This window comes from Geodermatophilus sp. SYSU D00815, from assembly GCF_054050035.1.
The window spans coordinates 13,219-31,491 of record NZ_JBJGYO010000037.1 but is presented as its reverse complement, the minus strand read 5'-3'; the positions used below and the strand labels follow the sequence as shown (position 1 = coordinate 31,491).

Genomic DNA, 18,273 nt, shown 5'->3' with positions numbered 1-18,273 from the left:
CGGAGCCGTGGCGCTTATCGTGCACTTTTGCCCCGCCGCGGCCCGACTATAGCCCGATACGGGGAAGGCCCCCGGGGGGTTATCCCGCGGGGGCCGTTCCGGAGTGCCTGCCGCCCCCGCCGGGGGCGGAGGGGTCTTGCTCAGCTGGCCTGGCTGCGCCGGCCGCGGAGCACCTCGAGGCGCTCGGCCAGGACCTCCTCGAGGTCCTCGACGGAGCGGCGCTCCAGCAGCATGTCCCAGTGGGTGCGCGGCGGCTTGACCTTCTTGGGGGCCGGCTCGGCGCCGCCCACCAGCTTGGCCGAGGAGCCGTCGAACTTGCACTCCCAGGTGTCGGGGACCTCGGCGTCGTCAGCGAAGGGCACCGTGAACTGGTGGCCCGCCGGGCAGCGGTACTCGGCGTACTGCCGTTCGATCGGCGCCGTGTTCCGCTCGGTCTCGTAGCTGACGCTGCCCAAGCGGCTGCCGCGAAGGGAACGCTCCGCCATGGCACACCGTCCTCTCGTGGTGCTGGTGTCGGTCCGGTCTCGAAGCTCGGCAGGCGGGGGCTACCCACTCGACGAGCGATTCAAGGGGACCAACGACAGGATTGGCGAAGAGATTCCGCCGCAGTTGGTTCCCCATCATCGCATGGGGTGGTATTGGGCACGACATCACCCCCCGACGGGTGACACGCGCGGGTGAGGGCGGCGGTTCAGCGCAGCGGTGCAGGGCAGCGGTTCAGGGGAGCGGTTCAGGGGAGCGCGAGCTGCCCCGGCCCGGGCGCCGCCGGGCCGAGCTCGCCGCGGACGTGGTGCCGCCGGCACAGCACCTGGTAGCGGACGGCCTCGCCCTCCCCGGCCGGGCCGGTCCCCGGCGGGGGCGGGGGAGCGGTGTCGGCGACGACGACGGTGGCGCCCTCGCGCACCATCACGCCGTCCACCACCCGGGCGTTGAGCTTGCCGGGCGCGCCGCACCAGCACAGCACCTGCACCTGCACCCGCTCGACGGTGTCGGCGATCTCGAGCAGCCGCCGGGTGCCGGGGAACAGGCGGGCGCGGAAGTCGGTGGTCAGCCCGAAGGCGTAGACGTCCACGTGCGACTCGTCGACGAGCTCGGCGAGCTGGTCGACCTGCGCCGGGTCCAGGAACTGCGCCTCGTCGACGATCAGGTAGTCCACCCGCTCGCCGTCGGCCCACCGCCCGCGGACCAGCAGCCGCAGGTCGGTCCCGGCGTCGATCTGCAGCGCCTGCCGGGCCAGGCCGACGCGGGAGGTGATCTGCGCCGTCCCCGACCGGTCGCCCTGGGTCAGCAGCAGCCCGTGCCGGCCCTGCCGGCTGTGGTTGTGGTCGACCTGCAGCGCCAGCGTGGACTTGCCGCAGTCCATCGGTCCGTGGAAGAAGACGAGGTGCGCGGTGGGCGGGGAGCGCCGCCGGTCCCCGGCGGCGGGCACCGAGGTCGGGACGGCGGCCGCCGGGTCGTCGTCGGTCACAGGCGCTCCGGCACGACGTTGCCGGCCTGCTCGACCGCCCGCCGCATCGGCAGCGTGGCCAGGGCGACGAAGCCGGCCACGAAGAAGACCACCAGGCTGACGATGGCCAGCCGATAGGAGCCGGTCAGCTGGTAGGTCAGGCCGAAGGCCAGCGGCCCCAGCCAGCTGGTGCCGCGGTCGGAGATCTCGTAGAAGCCGTAGTACTCGGCCTCCTTGCCGGCCGGGATCAGCTGGCTGAACAGCGACCGCGACAGGGCCTGCGTGCCGCCCTGCACCAGCCCGATGACCGCGGCCAGCGCGTAGAACTGTCCCACCGCGCCGGCCTGCAGGAAGAAGGCGGCGAGCAGGACGCCGATCCAGGCGACGAGCGCGCCGAGCACGACCCTCTTGGCGCCGTAGCGGCCGGCGAGCCGGCCCAACCCCAGGGCGCCGAAGATCGCGACCACCTGCACCATGAGGATCGCGCCGGTGAGCACGTCCTGCTCCAGGCCCAGCTCCTCGGTGGCGTAGGTCGCCGACAGCGAGATGACCGTCTGGACGCCGTCGTTGAACAGCAGGTAGGCGCCGAGGAACCACAGCGTCAGCGGGAAGGCGCGCAGCTCGCGCAGGGTGGTGACCAGCTGCCGGAAGCCGGTGCGGGACCGGACGGCGTCGGGGTCGCGCACCGGCCGGTTGCGCAGCCGCGACACGGTGAACAGCGTGAACGCGCCCCACCACAGGCCGGCCGTGGCCAGGCAGATGCGGACCGCCTCGCCGGTGGTCAGGCCGAGGGACTCGGCGCCGACGACCAGCCCCAGGTGGACGGCGAGCAGCAGCGCGCCGCCGACGTAGCCGAAGGCCCAGCCGCGGCTGGAGACCGCGTCGCGCTCGTCCGGACCGGCGAGGTCGGGCAGCCAGGAGTAGTAGACGACGGTGGCGGCCCCGAAGGCGACGTTGGCGACGACGAACAGCACCGCGCCGAGCAGCCAGCGGCCGTCGGCGACGAAGAACAGCCCGGTGGTGGCGAGCGCGCCGAGGAAGGCGAACCCGGCCAGGAGCTGGCGCTTGCGGCCGGTGCGGTCGGCCACCGCGCCGGTGAGCGGCAGCACGAGCACCTGGACCACGACGGAGAAGGACAGCACGTAGGAGAACCAGCTGCCGGGGGCGATCGACAGACCGAGGAAGGGCAGCCGGCCGTCCTCGCCGACGGCCTCCTCGGCGATCGCGGTCAGGTAGGGGCCGAGGAAGACGGTCGTCACCGAGGTGTTGAAGACCGACATCGCCCAGTCGTAGGAGTACCAGCCGAACCGCTCGCGGCGCAGCGCGCGGTCGGGGGTCGTCTGCCCAGCTCCCGCGGCGGGCACGGCGGTCGTCACGGGCGCAGGGTTCCAGCCCGTGACCGTCCGGTCCAGCACCGGGGGTCCCTGTCGGAGCCGCGCCGTGCCAGGCTCGACCCGCGGACGCGTCCGAGCAGGGGAGGCGAGGGGTCGTGGCAGCGCGCTACCAGTACAAGGTCGTGGAGCTCCGGGAAGGGCTCATCGGCGGCAAGATGTCCGGGGACAAGCTGGAGAAGGTGCTCAACGAGCACGCCCGCGACGGCTGGCAGCTCAAGGCGCTCACCTCGGTGGAGGTGAAGGGCCGGATCGGGCCCGGGGGCGTGGAGGGGCTGCTGGCGACCTTCGAGCGCCCCGCCGGCTGACCGGCGCGTCACGGGACGTCGTCCGGGACCACGCCGCCGGGGTAGGCCGCCACCGCCGTCGTCGGGCGGGTGGGGTCGACGAACCGCGGGCGGCCGGGCTCGTCGGCGCGCAGCGGGACGAGGCCGCGGGTGATCGCCGCGGCGATGCGGTAGCGCGCCCGGTTCGCGTCGCCCACCCGGCCCATGCGCAGGTCGTCCAGCCGCACCGGGGGACCGACGTGCACCCGCAGCCGCGGCCGGCGCACGACCGCCCGCAGGGCGGTGCGCAGCTTGCCCCAGTCGTTGCCGTACTGGAGCACCTCGTGGGCGCCCCACTGGCTGACCGGGATCACCGGCACGCCCATGCCCAGGGCCATCCGGGCCATGCCGGTGCGGCCGCGCTCGGGCCACAGGTCCGGCGTCAGCCCGATCCGCCCCTCGGGGTAGGCGACGACGTGGCCGCCGTGCACGAGCGCCACCTCGGTGACGCGGACGGCGTGCCGGGCCAGCTCCGTGCCGCGCTCCACCCGGATGCCGCCGGTGCGCTCCAGCAGCGGGCCGGCCACCGGCGCGGCGAGGATGCCGCCGGTGGCCATGATCCGGGGGAGCACGCCCACCCGGTGCAGGGCGACGGCGATGACGAAGGGGTCGAAGTCGCCGATGTGGTTGGCCGCCAGCAGCAGCGGCCCGCGGCGCAGCTCCTCCGGGACGCCGCCGGTGACCTCGACGCGGCCGAAGACGCCCACCAGCCACGAGAACCGGCGCAGCACGAACCGCCAGAACCACCAGGGCGGCGCGGCGGCGATCGCCAGCTCGCGGGCGAACCACTCCGGGTCGTCGGGCTTGACCACCGCCGCCAGGTGGTCCGGCAGCGGCGGTGCCGCGGGCCGCCAGGCCTTGATCCGTTCCCCCAGGGAGCTCACCGGCCCACCCACTGGTCGCGCTTCTCCAGCGTCTCCCGCAGCATCGCCGGCCGGTCGGTCATGACGCCGTCCACCCCCAGGTCGAGCAACGCCTCCACCTCCTCCTCGGTGTCCACCGTCCACGCGTGCACCTGCAGGCCCCGGGCGTGCGCCGCGGCGACGAACCGCTCGTCGATCAGCGCCCGCCCGCCCAGGTGGACCGGCACCTGGGCGCAGCCGGCGTTGATCCGGACCAGCCCCGCCGCGCGGGGGGAGTACGAGGACAGCCGCAGCGCCGCCACCCCCCGGGGGCCGAGCGAGGTGCACATCGACGGCCCGAACAGCCGGCGGGCGGCGGCGACCCGCGCGTCGGAGAACGAGGCCAGGCACAACCGGTCGGTCGCCTGCAGCCGGCGCACCGCGCGCACGAGCGGCGCCAGCACGCCGGCGGCCTTGATGTCGAGGTTGAACCGCACGTCGGGCCAGGCGCCGAGCAGGTCCTCGAGGCGGACGATCGGCTCCCGCCCGCCGATCCGCGCCCGGGAGACCTCCGACCAGGGCAGCCGCTCGATCGAGCCGGCCCGGTCCGTGGTCCGCTCCAGCGTGGCGTCGTGGAACGCGACGAGGACGCCGTCGGCCGTCGCCCGGACGTCGGTCTCCAGGTACCGGTAGCCCAGCGCGACGCAGGCCTCGAACGCGGACATGCTGTTCTCGAGGTGCTCGATGGCCCCGCCGCGGTGGGCGAAGGCCAGCGGCGTCGGCGCGTCCAGGAAGGGGAAGCGCGCGGGCACGCGTCCACGCTAGTTCGCCGCGTGCCGGGGCAGACGGGTAACCCCCTGGTCAGCGCGGTCGGACGGCCCGCGCCATCCGCTCGACGATCGCGGTGAGGACCGGGCGGGGCGTGGCGAAGTTGAGCCGGACGTGCCCGGCGCCCGGCGCGCCGCACTCCGGGCCGTCGACGAGGGCGACCCCCGCCTCCCGCAGGAAGAAGGGCCCGGCCGAGCCCTCCAGGCCCAGGCCGCGGCAGTCCAGCCAGGCCAGGTAGGTGCCCTCCGGCGGGGTGTGGCGGACCTGCGGCAGGTGCTCGGCGAGCAGGTCGGCCAGCAGCAGCCGGTTGCCGTCGAGGTAGCGCAGCACGGCGTCGAGCCAGGGCCCGCCCTCGGCGTAGGCGGCGGTGGCGGCCAGGACGCCGACGGTGGCCGCGCCGTGCACGTACAGCTGGCCGGCGGTGCTCCAGCGGGCGACGTCCGCCTCGGCGGAGAACAGCAGCTGCGCCGCCTTGAGGCCGGCCAGGTTCCAGCCCTTGGAGGCCGAGGTCGCCGTCACGGTGTGCCCGGCGGTCACCGCCGACAGCGACGCGTACGGGCGGTGCACCGCGCCCGGGTGCACCAGCGGGGCGTGGATCTCGTCGGCGAACACCCGGGCTCCGGCCCGGTCGACGACGTCGGCCAGGGCCAGCTGCTCCTCGGCGGTGAACACCCGCCCCAGCGGGTTGTGCGGGTTGACGTGCACGAGCAGCCGGCCGCCGGCGTCGAGCGCCCGGGCGATCCCGTCGAGGTCGTAGGTGGGCCGGCCGTCCCGCTCGACCAGCGGGACCTCGATCAGCGGGCGGCCCAGCCGGCCGGGCAGGGTGCGGAAGGGCATGTAGGCAGGGGTGGGCAGCACCAGCGCGCTGCCCGGCGGGGTGAACAGCTCCACGGTCGCCTGCAGCGCGGCCACGACGTCGGCGACCGGGGCGATCCAGGCGGGCGGCACGGTCCAGCCGTAGCGGCGGCGCTGCCAGCCGGCGCAGGCCTCGGCCAGGGCCGCGGCGTCCTCGTCGGTGAGGTAGCCCAGCCGGCCGCGGTCGACCGCCGCGTGCAGCGCCTGCGCCACCGCCGGGGCGGTGCCGAAGTCCATCTCGGCGACGAACGCGCCCAGCGCCGGCCGGTGGCGCGACCACTTGAGGCTGCCCGCGGCGCGCAGCGCGTCCTCCCCGGGCAGGTCGGGGAACGGCGGCTCGGCAGCGGTCACGACGCTCCTCCCGACGGGGCGACCGACGCCACGCCCGGCGCGTCCTGGCGCGCCCGCCGGGGAATGTCGGTGTCTTGCGTCTAGCGTGCCCAGTCGTGGCGAAGCAGCAAACGGCCGGGACGACGGAGGGCGTCCGGCTCTCGACCGACCGGCACCGGGGGAGCGCGGAGGAGCGCCGCTGCGGCTGGTGCCGCCGTGTCCTGCCGCAGCAGGGCTCGGTGGGCCGGCCGCGCATGTACTGCGGCCAGGCCTGCCGGCAGCGCGCCTACGAGCAGCGCTCCGCCACCTCCAAGGCCGGGCTGTCCGGTGACGTCGTCCTGGTGACCCGGGCGGAGCTCGACGGGCTGCAGGACCGGCTGTACCAGCTGCGCTGCGCCCTCGAGGACGTGCAGACGCTGCTCGCCGAGGAGCCGACCAAGGCCGAGCTCGAGCGCTCGCTGGCCGACCTGCTGCGCTCCACCGGCCGGCTGGACAAGCTCTGGGTCTCCGAGCGCGCCGGCTGAGGTCCGCTCAGTCGTTGCCGACGTCGGCGCCGCTGCCGTCGTCCTCGTTCTCCTCCTGGTTGCTGTTGTCCGGCAGGTTCGACTCCGACGTCTCGGAGGGCTCCGAGGTCTCGGTCGCGCCGCCGGTCTGGTTGCCGGTGTCGTCGGTGGTGCCGTCGTTGCGGTCCTGTCCGGCGGGGTCGCCGCACGAGGTGAGCGTCGCGCCGCCGCCGAACAGCGCCAGAGCGGTCAGCAGAGCGGCGAGCGGGCGTCGGATCTCCATGACCGGACCGTTTCCCGGTGCCGCACCGGCGAAACGACATCGGCCCGGTGGCCGCCGTCCATCCGCTCACATCCCCGGAGTTCTGTCACTGTGACGGAACCAGGGGCGGCCTGGCGGGTGGCGGAGGAGTGGTCCGGGGCCTCCCGGGCGACACCGCAAGGAGATCGTCCCCGAGAGTCGATCATGATGCGGAGATGATCACGCAGGGGAGCCGCCGACCCGACGACGCCGGCGACCGGTGGCGTCGGTCGCCGACGCGAGGCCGATCCCGGCGTGACCCGGACCGGCCACGGGCGTGCCGGCCCGAGAGGCCCGGACCCGGCCGACGCGATGCCCGGCCACGCACGGGCAGCTCGAGCCGGTGCTGCGGCGCCCCCTCTAGGCGGCTCATATCCGTGCGCCGATAAGAACTGTTATGTCAACTAGCCCAGTGGCACCCCCTCCGGCCACCCATCCCCTCGCGGATGGTCGGCGGGCACGCGTCGTCGGCGCCACCCCGGCATGGTCGACCTGCCACCGAGGCGCGGCCCACCCACCAGCCGTCGGCCCCGGTCGCCGACGATCCGCCCCGGCCGGGACCCGTCGGCAGCCGAGCCGCACGCGCCGTCGCCGAGCTCGCCGACGCGGCCGCCCCGCCCCTGCCGGCTCCAGGGAGACCAGGGAGACCGCTCCGCTTCCGTCACGGTGACGTTTCGTCGTCCACCGGCGGCCGCTCACCCTGCAGCCGATCCTCGCCACGCCCGACGTGGAACGGCTCCACGCCTTCTGCGCCGGCGTGCTCGGGGTCGAGGTGGCCCAGCGGGTCCCCGAGGACGGCCCGGTGTCCTACCTCGGCCTGCGGGTCGACGACGTCACCCTCGGTCTCGTCGCCGACGAGGACGTCGCCGTCGGCCCACCTGGCCGGGTGGTGCTCAGCGTCGACGTGCCCGACGTCGACGCGCTCCTGCCGCGCGTGACGGATCTCGGCGGCCGCGTCACCGGCGGGCCGACCGACATGCCGTGGGGCCGGCGCGTGCTGCACGTGCAGGACCCCGACGGCAACGCGGTCAACCTCACCCGGGCCCTGGACGGCTTTTCGTCACTGTGACGACCGGTCGTCGTCCACCCGCGTGAAGGTGGCCAGCGAGCCCTTCTGCGAGAACGCCGCCCAGAGGTTGAGCGACACGATCGCGACGACGCCGACGCACCAGACCGCGAGGAACGCGCGGCCGCCGCCGTCGTCGGCCGAGGCGAGCTGGACGATCCCGAACACCAGCATCGCCGCCCCGACGACGGCCGTCAGGACCGCCACCGGCTTGCTGGGCCTGTACCGGAAGTTGCTCACCGTCGCACCACTCCCCTGTCCGACACCGGAGATGGCGGGTACCGCTCCTCCCCCTCCCACCGGCGAGGATCGTCCGGTCAGCGGGCCGTCGTCGCCACTCGGAGCCCCAGCGCGACCAGGACCGTGCCGCTGACCGCCTCCACCCGGGCCCGGATGCGCGGCCGCCGGAACCAGCCGCCCGCGCGGGCCACGCCCGCGGCCAGCGCCAGGTAGAGCCCGGTCTCGAGGGCGATCTGCAGCAGCCCCAGCAGCGCGGTGGTGGCGAAGACGGGGCCGTCTGCGGGCACGAACTGCGGGTAGAACGCGATCATGAAGACGGCCGCCTTGGGGTTGGCCAGCTGCACGACGACGCCCTCGCCGAACGCGGTCCACCAGCGCCGTCGCGGGACGGGCCCGGCGGCGGCCGTCTCGGGGGCGGCCGTGCCCCGCCGCTCCACCCAGGCGGTGCGCAGCGCCTTGACCCCCAGGTACAGCAGCACCGCCGCGCCGACCACCCGGAGCACCAGGTAGGCCACCTCGGAGGCCGCCACGAGGCTGGCGAAGCCGGCGCCGGCGAACAGGGCCCAGACGTAGAGCCCGGCCTCCAGGCCGAGCACGGTGGGGACGGCGCCGCGCAACCCGCGCAGCGCGGCGCGCCGGAAGATCAGCGCCATCGCCGGCCCGGGCGAGGCGGAGATGAGCAGCACGGCCAGGACGAAGGCCGGCAGCGAGGCGAGCAGCTCCACGGCAGCGATGGTGGCAGTCCCGCTCCCGGGGAGCTACGCGGTTTCCCTGCTGGCACAATGCCTGCTGGGCCGGGGCGCGGCCTGCGACGGGGGGCTCGGCGAGCGCCCAGAGAGGTGGCTGCCCGCATGGACGACCCGCTCTTCCGCAACGGCGGCGAGCTGGGTCGGGCCATGGCCGAGCGCGACTGGGGCGCCACCACCGTCGGCCCCCCCGACAGCTGGCCCGCGGGCCTGCGCAACATGGTCCGGATCGTGCTGACCTCGCGCTTCTCCATGTGGGCGGCCTGGGGCCCGGACCTGACGTTCTTCTACAACGACGCCTACTGGCGCGACACGCTGCAGGCCAAGCACCCGTGGGCGCTGGGCCGGCCGGCCGCCGAGGTGTGGGCCGAGATCTGGCAGGACATCGGTCCGCGCATCCGCTCGGTGCTCGACACGGGCCTCGCCACCTGGGACGAGGACCTGCTGCTGTTCCTCGAGCGCAGCGGCTACCGCGAGGAGACCTACCACACCTTCTCGTACAGCCCCCTCGACGGCGACGACGGCCGGGTCGAGGGCATGCTCTGCGTCGTCGCCGAGACCACCGAGCGGGTGCTCGCCGAGCGGCGCATGGGGACGCTGCGCGACCTGGGCACCGCGGTCGCCGGGGCCCGCACCGAGCAGGACGTGCTCGCCGCCGTCCGCCGCGAGCTCGACCGCAACCTCGCCGACCTGCCCTTCAGCCTCGTCTACCTGGTCGACGAGCGGGGCGGCGCCCGGCTGGGGGCGGCGGCCGGCATCGCCCCCGGCGACCCCGCGGCGCCGCTGGGCATCGACGACGCCGACCCGCGCCCCGCCTGGCCCCTCGACCGGCTGCGCGCCGGCGAGCAGGTGCTCGTCGAGGACCTCGCCGAGCGGTTCCCGCAGCTGCCCACCGGGGCGTGGGCGCAGCCTCCGCGGCGGGCGGTCGCGCTCCCGCTGACGTCGTCGGCGCAGGAGCTCGGCCCGGTCGCCGGCTTCCTCGTGGTGGGGCTGAACCCGCACCGCGCCTACGACGAGGCCTACCGCGGCTTCGTCGGGCTCGTGGCCAGCCAGATCGCCTCCGGGCTGGTCAACGCCGGCAGCTACGAGGCCGAGCGCCGCCGGGCCGAGGCGCTGGCCGAGCTCGACCGCGCCAAGACCGACTTCTTCTCCAACGTCAGCCACGAGTTCCGCACGCCGCTCACGCTGATCACCGGCCCCCTGCGGGAGCTGCTGGAGTCGCCGGCCGTGGCGGCCGACGCCCGCGCCCGGGCCGAGCTGGAGGTCATCGAGCGCAACGCGCAGCGGCTGGGCCGGCTGGTCAACACCCTGCTGGACTTCTCCCGGCTGCAGGCCGGGCGCATCGAGGCCCGGTTCGAGCCGGTCGACCTCGCCGCCGCCACCACCGAGCTGGCCAGCGTCTTCCGCTCGGCGGTGGAGCGCGCCGGCCTCGACTTCACCGTCGACTGCCCGCCGCTGGGCACCCCGGTCCACGTCGACCGGGACATGTGGGAGAAGGTCGTCCTCAACCTGCTGTCGAACGCGGTCAAGTTCACGTTCGAGGGCGGGATCACCGTGCGGTTGCGGCGGTCGGGCGACCGCGCCGTCCTCACCGTCGCCGACACCGGCACCGGGGTGCCGGCCGAGGAGCTGCCGCGGTTGTTCGAGCGCTTCCACCGCGTCCGGCGGGCGCGGTCCCGCTCCGGCGAGGGCAGCGGCATCGGCCTGGCCATGGTGCGGGAGCTGGTGGGGCTGCACGGCGGCGCGATCACCGCCGAGAGCGAGGCCGGCCTCGGGACGACGTTCACCGTCACCCTGCCTTTGGGCTCGGCGCACCTGCCGGCCGACCAGGTGGCGCAGGAGGCAGCGGGCACGGCCGTGTCGGCGGCCGCGGTCCCCTTCGTCACCGAGGCGATGCGCTGGCTGCCCGGCGCGGGCGAGGCTGGCCCGGCGCAGCTGCCCGTCGCCGACACCGCCGACGCCGACCCGCTGGCGCGCGCTCCCGGCCGGGTCCTGGTGGCCGACGACAACGCCGACATGCGCGAGTACCTGCAGCGGCTGCTGGCCGGCCGCTACGCCGTCGAGGTCGTCTCCGACGGCCAGGCCGCCCTCGACGCCGCCCTGGCGGCCCCGCCGGACCTCGTGGTGAGCGACGTCATGATGCCCCGGCTGGACGGCCTGGGGCTGCTGGCGGCGCTGCGCGCCGACGAGCGGACCGCCCGGGTCCCGGTGCTGCTGCTCTCGGCGCGGGCGGGGCAGGAGGCCGCGGTCGAGGGGCTCGCCGCCGGCGCCGACGACTACCTGGTCAAGCCGTTCTCCGCCCGCGAGCTGATGGCCCGCGTCGGCGCCCACCTCGAGCTGGGCCGGGTGCGCCGGGACGCCGAGGAGCGGTTCCGCGCGATGGCCGACCTCGCCCCGGCGCTCATCTGGGTGGCCGACGCCGCGGGGCGGCGGGTCTTCCTCAACGCCGCCTGGCGCGAGTTCACGGGCGCGGCCGGCGACGAGGACCTCGCCGACCGGTGGCAGCAGCGGCTGCACCCCGAGGACCGCGACCGGTACGTGGAGACGGTGGGCGCCGCCGTCGCCGACCACCGCCCCTGGGAGATCGAGTACCGCCTCCAGCGGGCCGACGGCGCCTACCACTGGCTGATCGAGCGGGCCGTCCCCCTGGGCGGCCGGGCCGGCTTCGTCGGCAGCTGCACCGACATCAACGCCCGCTACCGCGAGAGCCAGCGGCAGACCCTCCTCGCCGAGGTCGGCGCCGCGCTCGACCGCGCCGGCGACATGGAGGCGCAGCTCGGCGCCCTGGCCCGGCTGGTCGTCACCAGCCGCCTCTCCGACGCCTGCGACGTCCGCCGGGTCGACGACGACGGGCGGCTGCACCGGGTCACCCAGGCGGCCCTGGACCCCGCCACCGAGGACGCGCTCGCCTCCTACCCGGCGGAGACGCCGATGACCCGGCAGGCCGTGGACACCGGCCGCACGGTGACCCGGCCGGCCCGGTCCGACGTCCCGGTGATCCCCTCCCGCGACGCCGGACCGGCCGAGCTGCGCCGCCGGCTGGAGGCGAACTCGGCCATGGTCGTGCCGCTGGTGGTGCGGGGCCGGGTGCTCGCGGTGCTCGGCCTGGGCCGGCGCCCCGAGGCCCCCGGGTTCAACGCCGACGACCGCGAGCTCGCCGAGGAGATCGCCGGCCGGGCCGCGCTGGCCATCGACAACGCGCTGCTGCTGGCCGAGGAGCGGGCCACCGCGCAGCGGCTGTCCCTGCTGCAGCGGGCCACCGCCGCGCTCTCCGCGGCCACCACGCCGACGTCGGTCGCCGTCACCGCCGCCGACCACGTCCGCCAGCTGCTGGGCCCCGACAGCGTCGTGGCGGTGTACGAGGTCGACCAGCCGCAGCGGGTGCTCACCGCCCTGGTGCAGGACGCCGACGGCTCCGGTCACGGCGAGCGCTGGCGCAGCATCCCGCTGAGCACCGTCCGCCCGCTCACCCTCGCCGTGCACGAGCGCAGCCCGCAGTGGTTCGAGGACTTCGCCGCCTGGTCGGCGCAGCACCCCGACCGGCACCCCGACCTCGACGAGAACATGGCCCGGACGGGCAGCGCGGGCGGCGTCGCCCTCCCCCTGGCCGTGGGCGGCACGAGCATCGGCGCCCTCGGCGTCGGCTTCCCCTCGGCGCGCCGGCTGACCGCGACCGAGCGGGCCACGCTGCTCGCCCTCGCCGAGCAGTGCGCCCAGGCCCTCGACCGGGCCCGGCTCTACCGGGCGCAGCAGCGCATCGCCGAGACGCTGCAGCGCAACCTGCTCCCCCAGGGGCTGCCCGGCCTGGACCGGCTGGCGCTCGCCGCGCGCTACCTGCCCGGCGCCGAGGGCACCCAGGCCGGCGGCGACTGGTACGACGTCGTGCAGCTCGACGACGACTGCGTCGCCTTCGCCGTCGGGGACGTCGTGGGCCAGGGCCCGGCCGCGGCCGCCGTCATGGGCCAGCTGCGCAGCGCGCTCTCCTCCACGCTGCTCACCGGCGCGGGCCCGGCCGAGGCGCTGGAACTGCTCGACCGCTTCGCCTCCCGGCTACCGGGCGCCACGGCGTCGAGCGCGCTGTGCCTGGTGGTCGACGCCGCGCGCGGCACCATCCGCTGGGCCCGGGCGGGGCACCCCCCGCCGCTGGTGGTGTCCGGCGGCCGGGCCCGCTACCTCGACTCCGCCGGCGCCGGCACCGTCCTCGGCGTGCCCGGCCGGCCGCCGTACTCCGAGGGGACCGCCCGCATCGAGGCCGGGGCGGTGCTGCTGCTCTACACCGACGGGCTGGTGGAGCGGCGCGACGAGACGCTGGACGCGGGGCTGGACCGGCTGGCCGCCGCGGCGGTGCGGCACGCCGCCGAGCCACCGCAGCGGCTGGCCACCCTGCTGCTCGACGAGATCCTCGCCGACACCGACCAGCCCGACGACGTCGCGCTCGTGGCGGCGCGGCTGGTCCCGGCGCCGCTGGAGGACCGGCTGCCGGCCGACCCGGCCCGGCTCGCCCGCGTCCGGCGCGCTGTGCAGGCATGGGCCGACGAGGCGGGCCTGCCCGAGGAGACCACCGAGGACCTGCAGCTGGCCCTCGGCGAGGCGGTCGCCAACGCCGTCGAGCACGCCTACCGCGGCACCACCCCCGGCGAGTGCGCCTACCGCCTCGCCTGGACCGCCGACGGCGCGGTGGCGGTCGACGTCGAGGACTTCGGCGCCTGGCGGGCGATCCCCGAGGACCCGGGCTTCCGCGGCCGCGGGCTGCTGCTCATCCGCCGGCTGGCCGAGGGCGTCGTCGTCGAGCCGACCCCGGGCGGCGGGACGACGGTGCGCTTCCGCGTGCGCCCGCGAGCCGCGGGGGCCGGACCGGTGGTCCCCGCGCTCCGCGCCGCCGGTGCCGCCGTCGACGACCTGCGGGTCACCGTCACCGCCGACGGCGGCACCGTGGCGCTGGCCGGCGAGCTCGACCTGGCCACGAGCGCGACGGCGGCCTCCCGGCTCCTCGCCGCGGCCGACCGGCCGGGCGGGGAGCTGGTCCTGGACCTGCGGGAGGTGACCTACCTGGCCAGCGCCGGGGTCGGGCTGGTGCTCGAGGCCGACCGGCGGGTCCGCGCCGCCGGCGGGCGGCTGCGGGTGCTGGTCCGCGGCGGCAGCGCGCCGGCCCGCACCCTCTCCCTGGCCGGCCTCGACGACCTGGCGGCCGCCGCCGACGACGACGTCCCCGCGGCCCGCTAGCCGCCGGCGCGCGGCGGGCGCCGGCGGGCCGTGAGCGCCGCCACGCGCGCCGCCGTCCGGGCCGTCCGCCGCCGCGCGCGCAGCTGGGCGTCCTGCCGCCCGCGCACAGCATCTCCTGGGAGGCTGTCCGACCGTGGAGCTCCTCGGCCGGTTCTGGGACCGCGTCACCGCCGTCGTCCCCGACCCGGCGCCGGAGGTGCTGTACGGCACCGCGGCCGCGGCCGCCCTGCTGGTCCTCTCCCCCGCCCTCTGGCGGATCACCCGGCACGCCGTGACGATCGCCCACGAGGGCGCGCACGGGGTGGTCGCGCTGGCGGCCGGGCGACGGCTGTCGGGCATCCGCCTGCACTCCGACACCTCGGGCCTGACCGTCTCCTCCGGCCGGCCGACGGGGCTCGGCATGGTGCTCACCCTCGCGGCCGGCTACACCGGACCCGGCCTGTTCGGGCTGGGCGCCGCCGCCCTGCTGGCCACCGGGCACGCGGTCGGCCTGCTGTGGGCGCTGCTGCTCCTGCTCGCGCTCCTGCTGCTGCAGATCCGCAACTGGTACGGCCTGTGGTCGGTCCTCGTGACCGGCGTCGTCGTCTTCGCCGCCACCTGGTGGCTGCCGCCGCAGGGCCAGGCCGCGTTCGCCGCCGTGGGCACCTGGTTCCTGCTGCTGGCGGCGCCGAAGACCGTGCTCGAGCTGCAGCGCTCCCGGCGCCGCCGCCGCGCACCCGGTTCCGACGCCGACCAGCTGGCCCGCCTCACCCGCCTCCCGGCCGCCGTGTGGGTCGGGCTGTTCCTCGTCGTCGACCTCGCCGCTCTCCTCCTCGGCGGCTGGTGGCTCGTCGGCGGCTGACGCCGCGCCGTGTTGGGGATAACGGTCGTAGCAGGGGGACGCCACCGCCGAGGCGGGCCGCTACCGGCCGGGCTCAGCGCAGCGGAGGACGCCACCTCGCCGCGGTGTGGGCCGGCAGGCCGACGACGGCGTCCTCAGCGGCTGCGGCGGCGCGGCTCGGCGCCCTTCGGCTGGTGCACCGGCTCGACTTGCGGCGCCGGCGGGATCGCCAGCACGAGGTCCTCGTGGTCGACGGTGACCTGCCGGCCGTGGTGGCGGATGTCCAGCGGCTCCCCCTCGCGCAGCCGGTAGGTGGCCTGGTCCCTCTCCACCGTCACCGACAGGCAGCGCCCCTGGTAGACGACGCGGAAGCGCAGCCGGGTGATCCGCTCGGGCAGCCGCGGGGAGAACTGCAGCTCCCCGGAGTGGTCGCGCAGCCCGCCGAAGCCGGCGACGGCGACCGTCCAGCCGCCGGCCAGCGAGGCGATGTGCAGGCCGTGGCCGGAGTTGTGGTGCAGGTTCTGCAGGTCGGTCAGCGCCGCCTCGCCCCAGTAGTCGTGGGCGAGCTGCAGGTGCCCGGTCTCCGCGGCGACCACGGCCTGCTGGGCCGCCGACAACGAGGAGTCGCGCACGGTCCGCGCCTCGTAGTAGGCGAAGTCGGCGATCTTCTCCTCGAGCGTGAAGGCGTCCCCGCGCAGGTGCAGCGCCATGACCAGGTCGGCCTGCTTGATCACCTGCTTGCGGTAGATGTCGAAGTACGGGTAGTGCAGCAGCAGCGGGTACCTGTCCGCCGGGGTCCTCTCGAAGTCCCACTCCTCGTGGTGGGTGAAGGCGTCGGACTGCATGTGCACGCCGCGCTGGGTGTCGTAGGGCACCGCCATGAGGTCGGCGGCGCGCGTCCAGGTCTGCAGCTCGGCGTCGGTGACGTCGAGCCGGCCGGCCACCTCGGGCTGCCGCTTGACCGCGCGGACGGCCTCGCGCAGGTTCCGCTGCGCCATCAGGTTCGTGTAGACGTTGTTGTCCACCACCGCCGTGTACTCGTCGGGGCCGGTCACCCCGTCGATGCGGAACCCGTGCTCGGGGTCGAAGTGGCCCAGCGACGCCCACAGCCGGGCGGTCTCGATGAGCAGCTCGGCGCCGAAGTCGCGGTCGAAGTCCTCGTCGAGGGTGGCGTGCCAGTACCGGACGACGGCGTCGGCGATGTCGGCGTTGATGTGGAAGGCCGCCGTCCCCGCCGGCCAGTACCCGGAGGTCTCCTCCCCGCGGATGGTCCGCCACGGGAACGCCGCGCCCTGCAGCCCGAGCACGCAGGCCCGCTCCCGGGCCTTCTCCAGGGTCGAGTGCCGCCAGCGCAGCGCGTCGCGGGCCGCGCCCGGCGCGGTGTAGGTGAGCACCGGCAGCACGTAGGTCTCGGTGTCCCAGAAGGTGTGGCCGTCGTAGCCGGGGCCGGTCAGGCCCTTGGCCGGGATCGGCTGCCGCTCGGCGCGCAGGCCCGCCTGCAGGACGTGGAACATGCCCACCCGCACCGCCTGCTGCAGCTCGTCGTCGCCGGTGATCTCGACGTCGGCCTCGTCCCAGTGCTGGTCGAGCAGCTCGCGCTGCTCGCGCAGCAGCCGCTCCCAGCCGGCCAGCTTGGCCGTGGCCAGCGAGGCCTCGACCTGGTCGCGCAGCGCCGCCCCGGAGCGGCGGGAGGACCAGCCGTAGGCGAGGAACTTGACCAGGCGCAGCGAGCTGCCCTGCGGCAGCCGGGCGGCCAGCGTGTAGCGGGCCAGGTCGCCGTTGGCCTCGATGTCCTCGGTGCTGGTGTCGGGCACCTCGACGACGTGCTCCATGCCGGCGGCCATGCGCAGCCGGCTGCGCTGCGTGCGGTGCACGAGGACGGCGCGCCGGCCCCGGCCGACCGACAGCTCGGACACCAGCGGGTTGGCCAGCGCCGCGGCGGCGCGCGGGTCGTCGCTCTCGGAGGTGCCGACCTCCTCGTTGGCCAGCAGGTCGGACTGGAGCGCGACGTACAGGTCACCGAGGTCGTCGGCGACCTCCACCTGGTACTCGATCGCCGCGATCGAGCGGCGGACCAGCGACACCAGCCGGGTGCTGGTCACCCGCACGGTGCGGCCGCTGGGCGAGCGCCACTCGGTGAGCCGCCGCAGCACCCCGGCCCGCAGGTCGAGCGTGCGGCGGTGCTCGAGGATCTCGCCGTAGTTGAGGTCGAGCGGCGAGTCGCGCACCAGCAGCCGGATGAGCTTGCCGTCGGTGACGTTGACGACGGTCTGCCCCTGCTCGGGGTAGCCGTAGCCGGCCTCGGCGTAGGGCAGCGGGCGCTCCTCGTAGAAGCCGTTGAGGTAGGTGCCCGGCACGACGACCGGCTCCCCCTCCTCGAACGAGCCGCGCATGCCGATGTGCCCGTTGGCGAGGGCGAACACCGACTCGTGCACGCCCAGCGAGCCGTGGTCCATGCCGATCTCGGTCAGCGACCACGGCTCGATCGGGAAGCTCGCCCGCCCCTCGGTCATCGCCCCTCCCCCGTCCCGCCCGGGCCGTCGAGCAGCTCGGCGAGGTCCTGGACCACGACGTCGGCACCGTGCTCGGCGAGCTGCTCGGCCTGGCCGACCCGGTCGACGCCGACCACGAAGCCGAACTGCCCGGCCCGCCCGGCCTCGACGCCGGCCAGCGCGTCCTCGAAGACCACGGCCGCCGCCGGCTCGACCCCGAGCGCCCGCGCGCCGGCCAGGAAGGTGTCGGGGTGCGGCTTGCCGCGCAGCTGCTCGCGGGCGGCGACGACGCCGTCGACCCGCTCGTCGATCAGGTCGGCGAAGCCGCCGGCGGCGATGACCTGCGCGCCGTTGGCCGACGCGGTCACCACCGCGGTGGCCAGCCCGGCGTCCTTGACCGCCCGCAGGTAGCGCACCGAGCCGGGGTACACCTCCACGCCGTGCTCCTCCAGCTCCCGGAGGACGGCCTCGTTCTTGCGCGTGGCGATCGCCTGCACGGTGCCGGCCTCCCAGGGATCGCCGGGGCTGCCCTCCGGCAGCGTGATGCCGCGGCTCTCCAGGAAGCGGCGGACGCCGTCGGCGCGCGCCCGGCCGTCGACGTAGCGGTTGTAGTCGAGCTGGGTGAACTCCGGCATCCCCGGTTCCCGCTCGCGCAGGAACTCGTCGAAGGTGCGCTTCCAGGCGGCGAAGTGCACCGTCGCCGTCCGGGTCAGGACGCCGTCGAGGTCGAACAGGCACGCGCGGGTGGACGCCGGGAGACCGAGCACGCCTCGACGCTACAGAGGAATGCTCCCGGGAGCCCTGCCGAACCCGCTGGTCGGGCCCTGCACCCCCGACCGGGGCGCCCTAGGGTCGCGGAGGGG

At 75.7% G+C, this 18,273-nt stretch carries 16 protein-coding genes; 5 read left to right on the top strand and 11 right to left on the bottom strand.

The genetic code is table 11. From position 1 onward, the window contains the following. Window positions 1–140: 140 nt before the first annotated feature. The 3 genes from ACI78S_RS23420 to ACI78S_RS23410 form a co-directional block, all read right to left on the bottom strand. Window positions 141–485, bottom strand: a complete 345-nt coding sequence (locus ACI78S_RS23420; protein WP_456977380.1) for an RNA polymerase-binding protein RbpA — start codon at window positions 483–485, stop codon at window positions 141–143. 245 nt (window positions 486–730) lie between these two features. Further along, window positions 731–1,468, bottom strand: a complete 738-nt coding sequence (locus ACI78S_RS23415) for a thymidine kinase (protein WP_456977379.1) — start codon at window positions 1,466–1,468, stop codon at window positions 731–733. Further along, window positions 1,465–2,823 carry an MFS transporter gene (locus ACI78S_RS23410; protein ID WP_456977378.1) on the bottom strand — a complete coding sequence of 453 codons (1,359 nt, stop codon included), beginning with the start codon at window positions 2,821–2,823 and terminating at the stop codon, window positions 1,465–1,467. The genes ACI78S_RS23415 and ACI78S_RS23410 overlap by 4 nt, the downstream gene beginning before the upstream one ends. Before the next feature lie 113 nt (window positions 2,824–2,936). Between ACI78S_RS23410 and ACI78S_RS23405 the strand changes: the two genes are divergently transcribed. Further along, window positions 2,937–3,146 carry a DUF4177 domain-containing protein gene (locus tag ACI78S_RS23405; protein WP_456977377.1) on the top strand — a complete coding sequence of 70 codons (210 nt, stop codon included), beginning with the start codon at window positions 2,937–2,939 and terminating at the stop codon, window positions 3,144–3,146. 8 nt (window positions 3,147–3,154) lie between these two features. Here ACI78S_RS23405 and ACI78S_RS23400 read toward each other — a convergent pair whose 3' ends face one another. The 3 genes from ACI78S_RS23400 to ACI78S_RS23390 are packed head-to-tail and all read right to left on the bottom strand — an operon-like array spanning window position 3,155 to window position 6,040. Beyond that, window positions 3,155–4,048 (bottom strand): lysophospholipid acyltransferase family protein, encoded by an 894-nt coding sequence (locus ACI78S_RS23400; protein ID WP_456977376.1) that lies wholly within the window; start codon window positions 4,046–4,048, stop codon window positions 3,155–3,157. Then, window positions 4,045–4,818, bottom strand: coding sequence for a glycerophosphodiester phosphodiesterase (locus ACI78S_RS23395; protein WP_456977375.1), 774 nt, complete (start codon window positions 4,816–4,818; stop codon window positions 4,045–4,047). Before ACI78S_RS23395 ends, ACI78S_RS23400 begins: the two co-directional genes overlap by 4 nt. Before the next feature lie 49 nt (window positions 4,819–4,867). Continuing rightward, window positions 4,868–6,040 carry a MalY/PatB family protein gene (locus tag ACI78S_RS23390; RefSeq protein ID WP_456977374.1) on the bottom strand — a complete coding sequence of 391 codons (1,173 nt, stop codon included), beginning with the start codon at window positions 6,038–6,040 and terminating at the stop codon, window positions 4,868–4,870. A 95-nt stretch (window positions 6,041–6,135) separates the two neighbouring features. On the opposite strand from ACI78S_RS23390, the gene ACI78S_RS23385 reads away from it, so the two are divergent. Beyond that, window positions 6,136–6,543: a hypothetical protein gene (locus ACI78S_RS23385; RefSeq protein ID WP_456977373.1), complete on the top strand. Its 408-nt coding sequence runs from the start codon at window positions 6,136–6,138 to the stop codon at window positions 6,541–6,543. A 7-nt stretch (window positions 6,544–6,550) separates the two neighbouring features. On the opposite strand, the gene ACI78S_RS23380 is transcribed toward ACI78S_RS23385, so the two are convergent. Further along, the gene (locus ACI78S_RS23380; protein WP_456977372.1) at window positions 6,551–6,805 is read right to left on the bottom strand and encodes a hypothetical protein; all 255 of its coding nucleotides are present in this window, start codon (window positions 6,803–6,805) and stop codon (window positions 6,551–6,553) included. Window positions 6,806–7,523: 718 nt separating this feature from the next. Here ACI78S_RS23380 and ACI78S_RS23375 point away from each other — a divergent pair. Continuing rightward, window positions 7,524–7,892 carry a VOC family protein gene (locus ACI78S_RS23375; RefSeq protein ID WP_456977381.1) on the top strand — a complete coding sequence of 123 codons (369 nt, stop codon included), beginning with the start codon at window positions 7,524–7,526 and terminating at the stop codon, window positions 7,890–7,892. Here ACI78S_RS23375 and ACI78S_RS23370 read toward each other — a convergent pair. Next, entirely contained in the window at window positions 7,884–8,129 is a 246-nt protein-coding gene (locus ACI78S_RS23370; protein WP_456977371.1) for a hypothetical protein, read from the bottom strand. The genes ACI78S_RS23375 and ACI78S_RS23370 overlap by 9 nt on opposite strands. A gap of 77 nt (window positions 8,130–8,206) precedes the next feature. Next, window positions 8,207–8,854 (bottom strand): LysE family translocator, encoded by a 648-nt coding sequence (locus ACI78S_RS23365; protein WP_456977370.1) that lies wholly within the window; start codon window positions 8,852–8,854, stop codon window positions 8,207–8,209. 126 nt (window positions 8,855–8,980) lie between these two features. Here ACI78S_RS23365 and ACI78S_RS23360 point away from each other — a divergent pair, with 126 nt between their 5' ends. Together ACI78S_RS23360 and ACI78S_RS23355 are read left to right on the top strand one after the other, a co-directional pair. Further along, complete coding sequence (locus ACI78S_RS23360; RefSeq protein WP_456977369.1) at window positions 8,981–14,098, top strand: SpoIIE family protein phosphatase; 5,118 nt, start codon at window positions 8,981–8,983, stop codon at window positions 14,096–14,098. A gap of 133 nt (window positions 14,099–14,231) precedes the next feature. Continuing rightward, window positions 14,232–14,939 carry a M50 family metallopeptidase gene (locus ACI78S_RS23355; RefSeq protein ID WP_456977368.1) on the top strand — a complete coding sequence of 236 codons (708 nt, stop codon included), beginning with the start codon at window positions 14,232–14,234 and terminating at the stop codon, window positions 14,937–14,939. A gap of 134 nt (window positions 14,940–15,073) precedes the next feature. Here the strand turns inward: ACI78S_RS23355 and ACI78S_RS23350 are convergent, their stop codons facing one another. Together ACI78S_RS23350 and ACI78S_RS23345 are read right to left on the bottom strand one after the other, a co-directional pair. Beyond that, complete coding sequence (locus ACI78S_RS23350; RefSeq protein WP_456977367.1) at window positions 15,074–17,431, bottom strand: glycoside hydrolase family 65 protein; 2,358 nt, start codon at window positions 17,429–17,431, stop codon at window positions 15,074–15,076. Further along, window positions 17,428–18,177: an HAD family hydrolase gene (locus ACI78S_RS23345; RefSeq protein WP_456977366.1), complete on the bottom strand. Its 750-nt coding sequence runs from the start codon at window positions 18,175–18,177 to the stop codon at window positions 17,428–17,430. The genes ACI78S_RS23350 and ACI78S_RS23345 overlap by 4 nt, the downstream gene beginning before the upstream one ends. Window positions 18,178–18,273: the final 96 nt, after the last annotated feature.

Coding starts and splice junctions, on each gene's coding strand:
- ACI78S_RS23360 (WP_456977369.1), top strand. CDS start 8,981: ATGGACGACCCGCTCTTCCGCAACGGCGGCGAGCTGGGTCGGGCCATG.
- ACI78S_RS23380 (WP_456977372.1), bottom strand. CDS start 6,805: ATGGAGATCCGACGCCCGCTCGCCGCTCTGCTGACCGCTCTGGCGCTG.
- ACI78S_RS23350 (WP_456977367.1), bottom strand. CDS start 17,431: ATGACCGAGGGGCGGGCGAGCTTCCCGATCGAGCCGTGGTCGCTGACC.
- ACI78S_RS23420 (WP_456977380.1), bottom strand. CDS start 485: ATGGCGGAGCGTTCCCTTCGCGGCAGCCGCTTGGGCAGCGTCAGCTAC.